Here is a 15457-nt window from a genome sequence, read left to right on the forward strand (position 1 = left end):
TGCTTCTTTAAGATATCCTTTTCATGAAGAGGTGGAAAACATGGAAAAAGTACTAGTTTTCGGGCATAAAAACCCAGATACAGATGCAATTTGTTCTGCAATTGCTTATGCAGAATTGAAAAAAGAATTAGGAATGAATGCTGAGCCTGTACGTTTAGGCGAAATCAGCGGTGAAACTCAATTTGCGTTAGACTATTTTAAAGTAGAAGGACCGCGTTTTGTTGAGACAGTAGCAAGCGAAGTGGACAACGTTATTTTAGTTGACCATAACGAGCGTCAACAAAGTGCTAACGATATCGAATCAGTTCGTGTGTTAGAAGTTATTGACCATCACCGTATTGCTAACTTTGAAACAAGCGATCCTATATACTATCGTTGTGAGCCAGTTGGATGTACAGCTACAATCTTAAACAAAATGTACAAAGAAAATGGCGTTACAATTCGTAAAGAAGTTGCAGGTTTAATGTTATCTGCAATTATTTCAGATTCTTTACTATTCAAATCTCCAACTTGCACAGAACAAGACGTAGCAGCTGCTCGTGAATTAGCGGAAATCGCTGGTGTAGATGCTGATAGCTACGGCTTAGAAATGTTAAAAGCTGGTGCTGACTTAAGCGGAAAAACAATGGAGCAATTAATCTCTCTTGACGCTAAAGAATTCCAAATGGGTAATGCGAAAGTTGAAATCGCACAAGTAAACGCTGTTGATACAAACGACGTTCTTGTACACCAAGCGGAACTTGAAAAAGTAATCTCTGCAGTAGTAGAAGAGAAAGGTTTAGACCTATTCTTATTCGTTGTAACTGATATCTTAACTAACGATTCTGTCGGTCTTGCGATCGGTAAAGCAGCAAACGTTGTTGAGAAAGCATACAACGTATCACTAGAAAACAACACAGCTACTTTAAAAGGTGTTGTATCTCGTAAAAAACAAATCGTACCAGTATTAACAGAAGCATTCCAAGCTTAATTTTATTGAGTACACATAAACAGCAAGGACAAGTAGTCAGATTGGCTACTTGTCCTTTTTTATCTCTAAAAAACAGAAAATTAAAAACGGGAGGATTGTGTATGTTGAATGATTTGGAGAGTAAATTACAGTCACTTTTAGAGCGAAATATTACGTCGGTTTCAGAATTAGAGAGCTGGCTTTCGGAGGAGCTGCGTTTAAACGCAGAAATAGAAGAAGAGTTAACGATCAATTTAATCGCTATGTATAGAGATACAAAAGATAGTAATATACGTGATATACATATGTATAACCAAAATGAAATTCAGCCACTTTTAAAAAGATACAATGCAAAATTTGACCAGAAATTTAGAGATTGTCCGTTTTTTGATTTATTAGATGAGCAGAAATATGGATTTATGAAAAAAGCAAGATTTGTGAAGAGTGAAATGTTTAATGAAAAGAACATAGCGATTTCCGTTAAAGAGCAAGAACTTATTACGAAATATAGAGAAATAATGTCTAACATATCTATTAATTGGGAAGGCGAGCAAAAGACGTCTGCATACGTAAAAGCAAGGATAGATAACCCAAATAGAGCTATTCGTGAAAAAGCTTGGTACGCTTTATGCGAAGCAAGAAGTATAGTAAAAATAGAAATAGATTGTATTATGAAGGAACTCGTACAATTGCGGAATCAGATGGCTTTAAATGCAGGGTTTAATAATTATAGTGAGTATGCCTTTAAACAAAAAAATAGAGATTACAGTATTGAAGATTGTTATAAGTTTCATGAGTCGATAGAAAAGTGTGTTGTACCAATTTGGAAACAGTTAGGAAGTCTTTTTAAAAAGAATCTTGATGTAAAAACGTATCGTCCTTGGGATCTTGCTCCTTGTAATTTGCAAAAATCCTCATTTGAAAATTACATTGATTTATTGGATGGGGTTGAAGAAATGTTTCGGAAGACAGATTCATGTTTTCATGAGGAATTTACTCATATAAGGGAAGCGGGATTAATTGACGTACAAGAACGGAAAAATAAAGCATCAGGAGCTGCTTGCTTTACCTTACCTCATAGTAAAGACGTTTTTATTTATTCTAATTTTAGTCCTTCATTTTATGCAATTCATGCATTAATACATGAATTGGGGCATGCATTACATTTTTATAAACAATTTAACAATGAAAGTAGTATGCAGGAAAGATACCTTCGTGAAGAGGTGGCGGAACTTTATTCCCTTAGCCTGGAGTTATTATTAATGGATAAGCTTACTATTTTTTATACGCAAGAGGATGATTATAAAGAAGTACAGCGAGTTCAATTATATCGTACTTTATCGTTATTAATATCGTCAGTTTCAGGAGATGTATTCCAGCACTGGCTTTATACAAATCCAAATCATTCACCAGAAGAGCGAAATGAGAAATATATTGAACTATGTAAAAGGTATCAATATTCATCAGTTGATATTGCAGGAGTAGAGAATGAAATTGGTTCTAGTTGGTTCGAGTCATTTCACTTTGTTCAGTTTCCTTTTTATAAAATTGAATATGCAATTGCGCAAATAGGAGCGATTCAATTGTTTCAAATTTATCGAGAGAATCCGGAACAAGCGATTACTTTCTTTAAAGAGGGAGCGAGTTCAGATTGGAATTTATCTATACAGGAAATATATAAAAATACAGGTGTTGCGTTTGACTTTTCGGAAGAAAGGATACAAAGTACTGCAAGGGCTATTTTAGATTTGATTAACGAATTAAAATAAGGATAGCGTTAGCTATCCTTATAATTGTTTATTCGTAAGATTTTTTCTTGTTTATATAAAATGTGATTATCGCAGTAATGAAGAAAATAGGTATCGCATACACTTGCCCAACAAATAACTTCCAGCCGACATAATTGTAGCCTTCAGATGCTGGGATGATAACGGAAATAACGCAAACGATAAAATAGACTAATAGTGCAGGGATAATATTTTTCATTTTTACGAACCTCCTTTTTAACTTTATTCATGAATCATAATATTGCAATTTATTTTTATTATTTTGAAGAAAAAAAGAAAAATTTTTATGGTATTATAATATTTACATTGAGAGTGATCCATAGTACTTATATGGTAAAATGTGTAATTAAAACTTTCAGAATTATTATATAGTATTTCGAGAGAAAAATGTACAAAATAATGGATTTTATTTATTGAAGTTAAGGGAGTAGAAATATATATGAAAAGGCTATGTATAATTCCATGTGGAAAAAAGAAAATTTGGGATAAGCATTCAAACTACGGACCGATGGAAGCAAAAGATGTATATATTAGTCCGTTCGGAAAAGCATGTCAGGCGTACGCATCCATGTTTTTCGAAAACTGGGTTATATTATCAGCGAAACATGGATTTTTAAGGCCAAATGATATTGTATTAAAAAACTATGATCTTGCATTTGATTCAAAAAGCGATGAGGTAATAAGTATAGAGAAATTACAAAAACAGATGGTAGATAAAAGTTTACTACAGTTTGACGAAATCGTCTTACTAGCAGGGAAGAAGCATAAAAAAGTAGTGACAAAGTTATATCCAGAAGAAATGATTACATATCCGCTAGAGGGGTGTAAAGGAATTGGGTATATGTTGCAGAGGTTAAAAGAGGCAGTGAAGGAGGAGGCGGAAATATAGGTATAGTTTCGGTCACCATGATCTTAAACTTTATTTAGGGAACTAAAAGTAAAATAGAGTTTTTAAGCATCGCCAAAAAGGTGATGCTTTTTTGTTCGTGTTACCATTCAAGTTAATACAATTTAGAGAATAAAGAATCCGATTTGTGAAGTGACATCTCTTTTTTTAATCGAAAACGAATTGCCTTCACTTTTAGAAAATGTATGACGTATTGGTGCAGTTAAGATTGTAAGTGGGAATAGCAATGAGACAAGTTTTGAATAGGATATTAAGAAAGGAGATGTTGATGAATAATGGCCAGATATAGTTTGCACGGAGGACACAATAGTATTGTTCAAGGTGCTAATTTTGGGAATCGGAGAGAACACGTTCTGGATAGGCAAGTTAAAGATGCTGTGGCGGCTAAGTTAAGAGCCTTGGGACACACGGTTTATGACGATACGGACGAGGTAGGGACAACTCAATCACAAAATTTAATTAATATTATTCGTAAAAGCAATTCCCATGCTGTGGATTTAGTTATTTCTTTTCATCTTAATGCGAGCAATGGAAATGGACAGGGTGTTGAGGTTCTGTATTATGATCAGAAAGACTTGGCGGCTAAAATCTCAGCTCAACTAGCAAAAGATATTGGATGGCGTAATCGAGGTGCGAAACAGCGTACAGATTTAGCGGTATTAAATGGGACGAAAGCACCTGCTATTCTTATAGAATTGGGGTTTATTGACAATGAATCCGACATGGCAAAATGGAATGTTGATAAAATCGCTAATTCTATTGTATTTGCTCTTACAGGACAAACTGGAGGAGGTGCAGTGGATTTGCTCAAAGTAAAAACTGGCGGTGTAGCATTTAGTAATTTACAAGCTTTGGCTCAAGCGATGGTTGATGTGGGTATTGATGGACAAATTGTCGTTCAGAAAGATGGCATTGGTTATGCTATAACGAATGGTTACCCGGCTGGAAATATCGATAAATTTACAGCTTGGTTAGATTCACGTAAGTGGTACTATGAGTATGTGAGATAAGACTAATTTTTATGTAATCTTCTAACTCTACTTATGATATGGAGAAAATAGACTAATATACAAGCCTTTGTATACTTTCAAACATAGAATATGATGAATTCTATTTAGGAGGAAGTATATTCATGGGGAATACTTGTCATTGTGCGCATTCCCGAAATTGCAATAAATTTTGGGATGATTTAATGTTTGGGAGATGTAGATGTAAATGCAGAGATTTTCACGAATGTTGTTGCAAAGAGAAACCGAAATGTGAGTGTGAAAAATGTCATTGTAAAACAAAACCGAAATGTCATTGTAGGGATGAAGAGGAAGGGGATTAATAATAAAAAAGAGTACGATACGTACTCTTTTTTGGGGGGAATTATAATCCATCTTGAACAGATTTCTTTACAATTACCCATGTGTCTTTCTTTTTAACCGTTATAGCTACATTAGTTCCATTAGATTCCTTATAAAAGATATATCCATTGTTTGAGTTTACATATGTTACTGGTTCGCCTATGCAATCTCGCGAGCAGGATTTGTTGACCAGTTCAATTAGGGATAGTTCGCTTGGATCGGTTTTACTTGCTTCTATAACAGCATCAAGGCTTGTTTTTCGATAACCTTGCAAGTTTATATGAAAAAGCTGCTCTATTTCTCCTGTAATGCTAGTATTCATTACTTCTACTGAATTCTTTTTTTCTTGAAGGAATCCGTTTTCATAAAGTAATTTTGTATATCCAATCCATGCTATTAACACTAGCATGAAAAACATACCCGTCATTTTAAGTATTCGAAGTCGTTTGCTTATAATTGTTTCTGAGTATTTCATTCACTCTAATCCTCCAATGTTTTTAATTTAAAATATGCTTGGATACATACTTTTAGAAGAGGATGAAAGTTAATGAGTTTTCAATAAAAAAGAAAACATCCAGAGTTAGATGCTTTCTTTTTTTGTATTTTTGGCTATCTGTTCGTTACTTGTTTCATAAGTGGTCTTATTTCTTTAACTGGTGGTTTCTTATCATAGGCATCAACGTAAGAAAAGTAGTAGTTTAAGTTTCTTAGAAGACCTTTTCCTATTTTTGCACTTAAGAAAGGAAATACTTGTCCGGTATAATCATCGAGAGATTTACAGTAATATTTTTCATCTAAATATATACTGTATTTACATGTTAGTTCTACTAAAGGATTCCCGTCATCATCAAATACTTCTTTAGAATCAATAATATCTATTAGTGCAAATTTTTCATTTAGGTAAACTTTCTTTTTTTTCTCGTGTTTATTTGTAAGTATAAAAACGAGACCAATGGCGTTAATCAAACTATTTCCTCCTATAAAAAACGGATATTAATAAAATATATCGATATAAGCTAAATGTAAAGAGGAGAGGTGAAATATCATGGATAAAAATAAGTCGATTTATGTTGGGAAATCGACTTATTTTTATCCAGTATTAATGAGTAGTAACCTACTCTGATTAAAGTTTCACTTTATTGAAATACTTGCGGGAATTGTTTTACGATTGCGTTTGTTATCATGTCGGCCATTTCTAATGCTTCTTTTTCAATTTTATCGTAAAGTTTTACTCCTGCTTCATAATCCTTATTTAGGAAGGCAAGTGCTTCTGCTTTCGTTAGTGCTAAATGTTCATAAAACATTTTTCTAAATTCTTCTTTATCAATATATGGGTTAATACTGTTAAGAAATTCAGTAATTTCATCACCATTAGCGTACCATTTTTTCTCTATAGCGGCCGCTGCATTTTGATCACCAGCTTTTGCAGCTTTAACAAGATCCGCTGCAATTACTAAGTGATCTTTAATTAATGCACTATATTTTTTCACTGCATCCTCACCGTAAAATGGTTCAAGTGATAGTCCCATGTGTGTTGCGTTTTGTAGAAGCCGTCCAACAGTAACGTTAACATCTGGTAAATTAAATATAATACTTATAATAGCCAATCTCGTCCAAGCGACGTGTTGTTCCCATAAAGAACGCATATACCCTTTTAAAAAATTCTCGTTTTTACTAATTCGGTAGTTACGTACGGATAAATCATAGTTTACATAAGGGTTATGGTAGGGGGAGTAATACGATTGCCAATAAGAATACATAAATAGTAACACTCCTTTGAACATGTATAACTCAAAGTATGATAAATATTTATTTTTAGTTACGTGTCCTAGATTATTTTTAGGGAATTTGAAATGGAGAAATTCGATGAATGATGTTGTGGTATATATGAATAAAATGAATATAAAGTAAAAGAGGGGCTGCAAGGGAAGTTGCAGCCCCTCAAAAGGGTATTGCCGAGATGTCGGACTCGACTACGTAATATTATCATAAAATTCTTTTGAAAAAACCTGGTAAATGTGTCCAAATGAAATTGGTACCGTCATAAAGTCAAAGGGACCTGCTTCCCGCGGCAGGCCCCATTAACTAGATAATGTCGATGAGCAAAAACTCATCTGGAGTACTTTTATAGTAACAAGTAAAATGTGTTTTGTGTATTGAGAAAGAAGAATTGCATAATTATATGTGAACAATTTAAATCCCAACAATTTATGATTATCATTAACTGTTGGGATTTAAATATAGTTATAAAATGGAGAAAAGACTTGGAAGTGGGATTGAAGTGCACAGAAGTATGTAATCATGAAAAAGACCTGTTAATATAAGCAGGTCAACTTAAGGGATTTATCCAACAGATTATTATATATGGTAACAACTGAATTGTAGTAAGTCTATACGTTTAATATTGAGAAAACTTCTGTGAATGATACATTTTTTTGCGCATATATTAACGTCTAAAAAGTTGAGAAAGAAAATGTAAAAGCTTTTTATAAGAGAGTAATGGCTGGTACTTATAGTATGATTCATATTTCCACGCTTCATTATTTGAGAATTGGAGTTGGTTCGATACCGTTTTCTGTTTGATGGAACTAATATTACGGTGCTTCATATAGTAACCCCCTGAATTCATATGTATAAGATTAGTAGTATTCAAGGAGAATTAATAAAATGTGTATTTATTTTGAAATTCGTTATAATTGCTAATCATTCTCAAAAACGTAAAGAAGCATAAAATAATGAAAAAGCAGGCTGTTAGTCATGTATTCATCACTTTCATGATGCATAAGAGATGATATAATAGGAGTAGATGAAAGATAAAGAAAAGCAGGTGACTCTTTTTTGTTTACTAAAGCACAAGAACTTTTAGCGTCCTACTTTGGTTATTCTTCGTTTCGAAGAGGACAAGATGAAACAATTAAAAATGTACTAGATGGGAAAGATACAGTTTGTATTATGCCAACGGGTGGCGGTAAGTCAATTTGTTATCAAATTCCGGCATTAGTATTTGAAGGAACGACGTTGGTTATATCTCCTTTAATATCACTTATGAAGGATCAAGTAGATACATTGGTACAGAATGGCATTTCAGCTACATATATTAATAGTTCTATTTCTATTGCTGAAGCAAATCAGCGAATTCAATTAGCGAAACAAGGACATTACAAATTACTTTATGTCGCGCCTGAGCGTCTTGATTCGATGGAGTTTGTTGACCAACTTATCGATATGAAAATCCCTATGATTGCGATTGATGAAGCACACTGTATTTCACAGTGGGGACATGATTTCCGTCCAAGTTATTTACATATACATCGCATATTAGATTATCTTCCAGAAAAGCCGCTCGTATTAGCATTAACAGCAACAGCAACACCGCAAGTACGTGATGATATTTGTAATACACTTGAAATTAATCAAGAAAATACAATTATGACAACGTTTGAGCGTGAGAACTTATCGTTTTCTGTCATTAAAGGGCAAGATCGAAATGCATATTTGGCGGATTATATTCGTCAAAATCAAAAGGAATCTGGGATTATCTATGCAGCTACTAGAAAAGTAGTCGATCAGTTATATGAAGATTTAATGAAGGCAGGAGTTTCTGTATCAAAATATCACGCTGGTATGAGTGATAGTGATCGAAATGAGCAACAAGAACTCTTTTTACGAGATGAAGTAAGTGTAATGGTAGCAACATCTGCATTCGGGATGGGTATTGATAAATCGAATATTCGTTACGTAATTCATTATCAGCTTCCAAAAAATATGGAAAGTTACTATCAAGAAGCAGGACGTGCTGGTCGTGACGGATTAGATAGTACATGTATATTGTTATATTCTTCTCAAGATGTACAAGTACAGCGTTTTTTAATTGATCAATCAACTGGAGAATCACGTTTTTCAAATGAACTTGAAAAATTGCAAAATATGACCGATTACTGTCATACAGAACAATGTTTACAATCATTCATTTTGCAATACTTTGGAGAAGAACCGAAAGAAGATTGTGGACGCTGTGGTAATTGTACAGACAATCGCGAGAGCATCGATGTGACAAGGGAATCACAAATGGTTTTATCATGCATGATTAGAACGAACCAACGCTTTGGAAAGCAAATGATAGCGCAAGTATTAACGGGGTCGAAAAATAAGAAAGTTATTGAATTTAATTTTCATACTTTACCAACGTATGGGCTTTTATCGAACCGTAGTGTAAAAGAGGTCAGTGAGTTTATTGAGTTTTTAATTTCAGATGAGTTAATTGCAGTTGAACATGGCACTTATCCGACGTTAAAAGTAACAGAAAAAGGGAAAGAAGTATTACTTGGTAAAGAGAATGTTTTACGAAAAGAACGAGTAGAGACAAGACAAATTGTTCAAGACCATCCTTTATTTGAAGTGCTTCGTGAAGTACGTAAAGAAATTGCACAAGGAGAAGGTGTACCTCCGTTCGTTATTTTCTCTGACCAAACATTGAAAGATATGTGCGTGAAAATGCCGCAAAGTGATTCCGAATTGTTGACGGTAAAAGGTATCGGAGAACACAAACTTGTGAAATATGGCTCGCACTTCTTACAAGCAGTTCAGCATTTTATTGAAGAAAATCCAAATTATGCTGAAACGATTAAGACAGAAGTAGTTTCAGAGCGTAAAAAGTCAGGAAAAGCGTCCGCAAATTCTCATTTAGAAACGTATGAAATGTATAAACAAGGTATTGATTTGAATGAGATTGCAAAAGAACGCAACTTATCAAGACAAACAATCGAAAACCATTTAATTCGCTGCTACGAGGATGGAATGGAAGTAGAGTGGCAAAGTTTTGTTCCATCAGAGTATGAATCTCTTATTGAAACTGCCGTTCAAAATGCAGAGGGTGGTCTGAAATCTATTAAAGAACAGCTTCCGAATGAAGTGAGTTACTTTATGATTCGTGCTTATTTACAAATAAGAAAGTAGAGACATATAAAGGGGATAAGAATTTATGTATCATGTTTTCGTTTATGGCACGTTAAGAAGAGGACAAACGAATGCTCATTATATGCTAGGTGCAACATGCATTGCAGACAGAGCTTGGACATATGGAAAATTATTTGATACGAATGAAGGATATCCGGCCATGACTTATTCGATTGAAGAAAAGGTGTATGGAGAAGTTTATGTAGTAAATGATGAGATATTGTGTAAGTTAGATGAACTAGAAGAATATACAGGTAATGCGGAGACTGATTTATATGATCGAATTACGCAAACAGTATATGTTGCTGATAGGGAAATTGAGGCATATGTGTATATCGCTCAAGATAAAAAGATGTTAAAGAAAGTGATAGAATCTGGTGACTGGCTTATGTATCAAAAAATATAATAAGGTAGTTTTAAAAATTGGAAAGCAGATAATGACGAATTCATTATCTGCTTTTTATTGTGTGAATAATTGTCGTTCTCTTTTTATTCTTATAGTTCTTAGTACGATTCCAATTCCGAGAAATAAAACAGTAGCAGCGACCCCGCTAATAGGATTTAACCAAAAATCACTACTGTTTGTAAGGGGAATAATCCCTGTTATGGTAACTAAAACAGTAGGAACAGCATCCTCGATCGCATGCATGATAACGCATGCCAGACGGATTTTGTAAGTCTATATATTTCAACATACATAATTGACCAACAAACCATAAGGATACAGCCAGATAAAAGCATATTTAATCTTGAGATAGATTCAAAATATTCATTTGAAGAGCCTCCTTTACTTTTATTTATCCTACTATTTATGGGCAGTAAAACGCCCATTGATTAAAGTCTTTAATTTTTACAATGTTTTTTAATAGATAAATTAAATAGGAGACAAATAGAAAGAAGTATCTTTTACATGCATCACTATACTATATGTGTATGTGTGTGATTTAGATGTTGCATATTCTTTTTAAATTAGAAAGATGAAAAGTAAGTTTTTTCGGAAAATTTAAATGGAAACTATTGACTTTATGATTGGATTTTTAATACAATGATACTTCGACTGAAAAATTAGAACGGACAGGAGGGAATCGTCGAAATGAGCAACATATTTGAAGATGAGTTACAAAAAATGAAGGATACTTTACATACGATGGATGAGCAATTGGATAAGCTTGAAAAAATCCCAGTTTATTATGGAGAAGATTTTAAAGAGCAAATTCTTGAAAGTATGAGGGAGTCTAATAGACAAAACTTACGTATTGGTGTGCAAGAGCCGTACTTTGGAAGGTTAGATTTTCAGGAAGATGGAAAAGAAGAAGTTATGCCGATTTATATCGGAAAAGTAGGGGTTTCGGATATGGACACGATGAAGCCAATCATTATTGATTGGCGGGCGCCTGTCGCAAGTATGTTTTATTCATTTACCGGTGGAGAAGAATTAGCATTTTATCAATCACCAGATGGGTTAGTAGAAGGTGATGTGTATTTAAAACGAAACATTTCCATTCGAAAAAGAGAACTTGAACGTGTTGTTGATACATATGTAAAAGGAAATGAGGATGTATCACATGCCGATGATTTTCTTCTATATCGATTAGGTGAGAATAAAGATAATAAGCTAAAGGATATTGTTTCAACGATTCAATCGGAACAAAATGATATTATTCGAGCGGAAAGAAATTTACCATTACTTATTCAAGGGGTTGCAGGGAGTGGAAAGACAACAATTGCTTTACATCGCCTTGCTTTTTTAATTTATGAATATCGTGAACAACTAGAAGCAGAAAGAATGATCGTATTTGCACCGAATAGTCTGTTTTTAGACTATATTTCGAGTGTACTTCCTGAATTAGGTGTAGGGAATATTAGTCAAACAACGTTTCCAGATTGGGCATTACGTACGTTAGATGATTCAGTGAAACTAAAGCAGACAGAAAAAAAATTGAAAGAAGCATTTTCAATTAATCGTGATGAAAAGAAGGTAATGCTAGGTAAATTAAAGGGTACGTTGGAATTTAAGACGTTTATTGAAGAGAGAATGATCCAATTTGAAAATGAGTTAGTTCCGACAAAAGATTTTGAGGCGTGGGATAGAGCGATTATTCCAGTAGAAGATGTTAAAAAATGGATGCAAGTTGAATATAAACATTATCCTTTACAGAAAAGAAGAGAACGATTAGTAGGACGAATGAAGCGCTGGATTGAAATTGAACTTAAAAAATTCGGGGAAACAAACGAGAAAAAATTACTTAAAAAAGAAGCGACTAAGAGACTGAACGCATATATGAAGTTTTGGCCGAAAATGAGTGCTCTTTCACTGTATAGTTCAATAGTAAAAAGTAAAGAAATACTTGAGGTATTACCTGAAGAACTTGTTAAAGAAACAGAAAAGAGTTGTCGTAAAAAAGAAGTGTGTGTAGAAGATTTACCAGCTTTAATATACATACATCATCGTATAACAGGGATCGAAATCGGGCAGAAGTTTCATCACGTTGTTATTGATGAAGCGCAAGATTTTTCGCCTTTCCAAGTTTATGTATTAAAAGAAATTACATTAGGTAATTCTTTCACTATATTAGGTGATTTATCGCAAGCGATTTATGATTACCAAGGAATTGAAGATTGGAATGCTTTTAAGGAAGTATTCCAAGAAACCGGTTATTATGAATTGACAAGAAGTTATCGTTCTACAAAAGAAATTATTGAATTTGCAAATGAAATAATTAAAAATGCAGAAATCCCAGTAGGACTCGCAACACCAGTCTTCCGCAGTGGAGAAGATGTGAAAGTAATTCATGCAGAAAATCAATTTACTGAAATTGTGAAGACGGTAAAACATTTGCAAAATGCAGATGTGAAAACAATTGCGGTAATCGGAAGAACAGAAGATGAATGTCGTGATATATATATGAAATTAACAAATGCAGGATTAATGGTAAACGTAATTGAAGCAAACCAAAGTAAATATGAAGGTGGTATATCAGTAGTACCTGTCTATTTAGCGAAAGGTTTAGAATTTGATGCGGTGCTTTTAATTGATGTGGATGAAGAACACTACAAAAACACAAAACATGATGCAAAGTTACTATATGTCGGATGTACGAGATCACTTCATGACTTATGGATTTTCCATAGCGGAAAAGCGTCACCTTTAATTAAAGGATTAAAATAAAGTGAAACTATAATCAGTGGGGAGTTTTACTGCAAGTTAATGTGGGATAAATATAAAAAGAGGATTTTCTAGTACAGTATGAAGATCCTCTTTTTTATATTGAAATGGTAGACGAATTAATGACTTGAGCTGTTGTTTAAATGATATACGATGCTATTTTCTAATTTCTTAGTTTGTTCTTTTTCCCATGTACGAACAGCATCTACTGGAGTTTGTGTATGTTTTAACCAATCTAGAATAAGGTGTAGTTGTTCTTGTATTTGACCAATGTTTTGCTTCTTTATGTTCTTATTCTGAATTCTATTAGTTAATTGAAGCATATAGGGAAGTTTTTCTATACATTCGCTTAAATCTCCGCAATAACCTGAAGGGAATTCATGTGTGCCAAATTCTAAAGTATTAATGTAATTAGAAACTAGGTATATCATAGCTTCTTGTTCGGTATCACCACCTAATTCAATCGCTTTTCGAAGGAATTTTTCTAAATCGTCATCTTTATTGCTAGAGTCCATATAAATTCCTATCCATCTAAAAGGTCTTGAATCAAATGGGTTGTTTTCTGTCCATCTATATAGAATGTCAATTAGAAAACTATTTAGTGAGAAAGTTAAGACCTCATCTTTTTCGTTTAATGCATCTAAAATAGTAAACAGCGAAATGGCAAACTCTTCTTGATCTTTTGATTCCCATTTCTTTGCATTTGAAATAAATGTCTCTAAATGTATATAAGCTAATTTTCGAAGTCCCGCTTTGCGATGCTGACAATAACAAATAAAATCATGCCAATACTCATTTGTATTCATATGTATAATAATAGTTTGTAATGCAGTGAGAGGTTTATCCATTATAAGTCCCCAATCTATTAAGCACGTGTTGAAAATTTAGTGTTATTATATCATTACATAAATTAAAAAGGGAGAGTCACTATGATTACAAAAGTAATTACGAAAAATAATTGGGAAATCGCAAAAACAACTGGAGAAATTAATGAAGAATCACTTATAGAAGAGGGATTTATTCATTGTTCATTATTAGATCAAGCTTTAAAAGTTGCAGAAAAATATTTCAAGCATGAAGAAGATGTTTTATTACTTACAATTGATCCAGCCCTATTAAAAGCAAAAGTAAAATATGAACTTGCTTCAAACGGTCAAGAATATCCGCATGTTTACGGAGTAATTAATGTTGAGGCGATTGTAGAGGTTGTTCCATTTTCTAAAGAAAAAGGGGAATTTATATTACTTAAATCAGTTTGACTTTAGTAATAGGCGATGGAGTTCGCTATAATCGCTATATATAGCTAATGAATCCTATTGATAAACGAGATTTTTTGTTTATCAGTAGGATTTTTAATTTTATTCGAACAGACTTAAAAAGAGCACATTTGAATTGTGCTCTTTAAGAGAAAAGTGAATTAGGGTTTTTACTTCTAGATAATGTATGAGTGATTCATCATAATGTGACGATGAATCACAAAAGAGCAGTTAGAGTGGGAAGAATTTAAGATGGATTTTATTGGTCACGGGATCTAATCGATTGGTAATGAAGCAGTTCTAACAGGACTCATTATAGACTTTGAAGATGAAATGTAAAAAAATTATTATGTTTATCTGAATATTGAGGGAATACAAAAGTTTTATTTATCTAATTTTTAGAAAACATAGACTATAACATTAATAAATGGTATAATTTCCTTGTTATTGGAATTAAAATGAAAATATTAGAAGAAAAAGGATTGGATTGGTTTTAATGGGGGATTCTGATCACAAAGAAACAAAGGCAATATTAAAGTTATGGTTTATTTATATACCACTTGCATTTGGAGAGTTTGTCTTTTCGAATATCATAGGTTATTTAAAAAAATAAAGATTTTGCATTTGAAAAACAATTAACCTAATTTAATTGTTTTTTTATTTTACTTTAATAAACCAAATAAAAATAGAGATTTTGAACAAGATGAAGTTTATGAAGGAAATAACGTTGATTAGGTGCTGAAAACAGTGTGAAATCAACAGTGCCTAAAGAATAAAACAGGAATCATTCAACCATGGTAATTTTCCGTTTTATTAGCTTCCTATAGTGATATGTTATGGTCACATCATATGTGTACGATACTTGTAACTTAATATAGCATTACTGGAATTTCAAAATTAGTAGTTAAGGTTGCTACCTTTTAGAGTGTTATAGATATATATATAACTTAGCTAAAAAAGCACAGTTTTTGTCACACTAATACTGTACGATACATAGTATAAAACACATACTGTATGACATATAGTAATGGAAATGAGGTGAGTGAATGGATACTTTATTAAACTCGTTAATTACTGAGTTAAGAAG

Annotated in this window: 14 protein-coding genes, 1 pseudogene and 1 riboswitch; of the genes and pseudogenes, 9 read left to right on the plus strand and 6 right to left on the minus strand. The window is 33.0% G+C overall.

Annotated elements, in window-relative coordinates; all coding sequences use genetic code 11:
• Positions 1 to 40: 40 nt before the first annotated feature.
• Both ppaC and H6481_RS24820 read left to right on the plus strand, forming a co-directional pair.
• The gene (gene ppaC / locus H6481_RS24815) at positions 41 to 970 is read left to right on the plus strand and encodes a manganese-dependent inorganic pyrophosphatase (protein ID WP_000416871.1); all 930 of its coding nucleotides are present in this window, start codon (positions 41 to 43) and stop codon (positions 968 to 970) included.
• 101 nt (positions 971 to 1071) lie between these two features.
• On the plus strand, positions 1072 to 2718 hold the full coding sequence (locus H6481_RS24820) for a M3 family oligoendopeptidase (RefSeq protein WP_182813448.1): 1647 nt from the start codon (positions 1072 to 1074) through the stop codon (positions 2716 to 2718).
• 28 nt (positions 2719 to 2746) lie between these two features.
• Here the strand turns inward: H6481_RS24820 and H6481_RS24825 are convergent, their stop codons facing one another.
• Positions 2747 to 2935, minus strand: a complete 189-nt coding sequence (locus tag H6481_RS24825; protein WP_000789485.1) for a DUF4017 family protein — start codon at positions 2933 to 2935, stop codon at positions 2747 to 2749.
• Positions 2936 to 3175: 240 nt separating this feature from the next.
• On the opposite strand from H6481_RS24825, the gene H6481_RS24830 reads away from it, so the two are divergent.
• The 3 genes from H6481_RS24830 (at position 3176) to H6481_RS29000 (ending at position 5070) form a co-directional block, all read left to right on the plus strand.
• A complete protein-coding gene (locus H6481_RS24830; RefSeq protein WP_000824876.1) occupies positions 3176 to 3625 on the plus strand; it encodes a DUF6884 domain-containing protein in 450 nt (149 codons plus the stop codon).
• A 293-nt stretch (positions 3626 to 3918) separates the two neighbouring features.
• Positions 3919 to 4653 (plus strand): N-acetylmuramoyl-L-alanine amidase, encoded by a 735-nt coding sequence (locus H6481_RS24835; RefSeq protein WP_063547543.1) that lies wholly within the window; start codon positions 3919 to 3921, stop codon positions 4651 to 4653.
• Positions 4654 to 4839: 186 nt separating this feature from the next.
• Positions 4840 to 5070 (plus strand): hypothetical protein, encoded by a 231-nt coding sequence (locus tag H6481_RS29000; protein WP_098277220.1) that lies wholly within the window; start codon positions 4840 to 4842, stop codon positions 5068 to 5070.
• Here the strand turns inward: H6481_RS29000 and H6481_RS24840 are convergent.
• From H6481_RS24840 to H6481_RS24850, 3 genes are all read right to left on the minus strand, one after another.
• Complete coding sequence (locus tag H6481_RS24840) at positions 5015 to 5467, minus strand: hypothetical protein (RefSeq protein ID WP_000877573.1); 453 nt, start codon at positions 5465 to 5467, stop codon at positions 5015 to 5017. The two genes, H6481_RS29000 and H6481_RS24840, sit on opposite strands and share 56 nt — an antisense overlap.
• A gap of 134 nt (positions 5468 to 5601) precedes the next feature.
• Positions 5602 to 5958 carry a hypothetical protein gene (locus H6481_RS24845; protein WP_063547541.1) on the minus strand — a complete coding sequence of 119 codons (357 nt, stop codon included), beginning with the start codon at positions 5956 to 5958 and terminating at the stop codon, positions 5602 to 5604.
• 170 nt (positions 5959 to 6128) lie between these two features.
• The gene (locus H6481_RS24850; RefSeq protein ID WP_063547539.1) at positions 6129 to 6752 is read right to left on the minus strand and encodes a hypothetical protein; all 624 of its coding nucleotides are present in this window, start codon (positions 6750 to 6752) and stop codon (positions 6129 to 6131) included.
• A gap of 1078 nt (positions 6753 to 7830) precedes the next feature.
• On the opposite strand from H6481_RS24850, the gene recQ reads away from it, so the two are divergent.
• Both recQ and H6481_RS24860 read left to right on the plus strand, forming a co-directional pair.
• Positions 7831 to 9948: a DNA helicase RecQ gene (recQ, locus tag H6481_RS24855; RefSeq protein WP_063547537.1), complete on the plus strand. Its 2118-nt coding sequence runs from the start codon at positions 7831 to 7833 to the stop codon at positions 9946 to 9948.
• 25 nt (positions 9949 to 9973) lie between these two features.
• The gene (locus H6481_RS24860) at positions 9974 to 10354 is read left to right on the plus strand and encodes a gamma-glutamylcyclotransferase family protein (protein WP_063547535.1); all 381 of its coding nucleotides are present in this window, start codon (positions 9974 to 9976) and stop codon (positions 10352 to 10354) included.
• 54 nt (positions 10355 to 10408) lie between these two features.
• On the opposite strand, the pseudogene H6481_RS29005 reads toward H6481_RS24860, so the two are convergent.
• Positions 10409 to 10722, minus strand: a pseudogene (locus H6481_RS29005) (CPBP family intramembrane glutamate endopeptidase); the annotation flags it as partial.
• A gap of 319 nt (positions 10723 to 11041) precedes the next feature.
• Here H6481_RS29005 and H6481_RS24870 point away from each other — a divergent pair.
• The gene (locus H6481_RS24870) at positions 11042 to 13117 is read left to right on the plus strand and encodes a UvrD-helicase domain-containing protein (RefSeq protein WP_182813451.1); all 2076 of its coding nucleotides are present in this window, start codon (positions 11042 to 11044) and stop codon (positions 13115 to 13117) included.
• Between the two features lie 116 nt (positions 13118 to 13233).
• Here the strand turns inward: H6481_RS24870 and H6481_RS24875 are convergent, their stop codons facing one another.
• Positions 13234 to 13962: a hypothetical protein gene (locus H6481_RS24875; protein WP_182813453.1), complete on the minus strand. Its 729-nt coding sequence runs from the start codon at positions 13960 to 13962 to the stop codon at positions 13234 to 13236.
• 81 nt (positions 13963 to 14043) lie between these two features.
• Between H6481_RS24875 and H6481_RS24880 the strand changes: the two genes are divergently transcribed.
• A complete protein-coding gene (locus H6481_RS24880; protein WP_182813455.1) occupies positions 14044 to 14373 on the plus strand; it encodes a DUF952 domain-containing protein in 330 nt (109 codons plus the stop codon).
• A gap of 2 nt (positions 14374 to 14375) precedes the next feature.
• Positions 14376 to 14437: riboswitch (Fluoride riboswitch) on the plus strand.
• The last annotated feature ends 1020 nt before the right edge of the window (positions 14438 to 15457 follow it).

The organism is Bacillus sp. ME78, assembly GCF_903970865.1.
In the GTDB taxonomy this organism is placed as follows: Bacteria; Bacillota; Bacilli; order Bacillales; family Bacillaceae_G; genus Bacillus_A; species Bacillus_A cereus.

Excerpts from the sequence above, each read along its gene's own strand:
- ppaC (WP_000416871.1), top strand. The coding sequence starts at position 41 with ATGGAAAAAGTACTAGTTTTCGGGCATAAAAACCCAGATACAGATGCA.
- H6481_RS24820 (WP_182813448.1), top strand. The coding sequence starts at position 1,072 with ATGTTGAATGATTTGGAGAGTAAATTACAGTCACTTTTAGAGCGAAAT.
- H6481_RS24825 (WP_000789485.1), bottom strand. The coding sequence starts at position 2,935 with ATGAAAAATATTATCCCTGCACTATTAGTCTATTTTATCGTTTGCGTT.
- H6481_RS24830 (WP_000824876.1), top strand. The coding sequence starts at position 3,176 with ATGAAAAGGCTATGTATAATTCCATGTGGAAAAAAGAAAATTTGGGAT.
- H6481_RS24835 (WP_063547543.1), top strand. The coding sequence starts at position 3,919 with ATGGCCAGATATAGTTTGCACGGAGGACACAATAGTATTGTTCAAGGT.
- H6481_RS24840 (WP_000877573.1), bottom strand. The coding sequence starts at position 5,467 with ATGAAATACTCAGAAACAATTATAAGCAAACGACTTCGAATACTTAAA.
- H6481_RS24850 (WP_063547539.1), bottom strand. The coding sequence starts at position 6,752 with ATGTATTCTTATTGGCAATCGTATTACTCCCCCTACCATAACCCTTAT.
- H6481_RS24860 (WP_063547535.1), top strand. The coding sequence starts at position 9,974 with ATGTATCATGTTTTCGTTTATGGCACGTTAAGAAGAGGACAAACGAAT.
- H6481_RS24870 (WP_182813451.1), top strand. The coding sequence starts at position 11,042 with ATGAGCAACATATTTGAAGATGAGTTACAAAAAATGAAGGATACTTTA.
- H6481_RS24875 (WP_182813453.1), bottom strand. The coding sequence starts at position 13,962 with ATGGATAAACCTCTCACTGCATTACAAACTATTATTATACATATGAAT.
- H6481_RS24880 (WP_182813455.1), top strand. The coding sequence starts at position 14,044 with ATGATTACAAAAGTAATTACGAAAAATAATTGGGAAATCGCAAAAACA.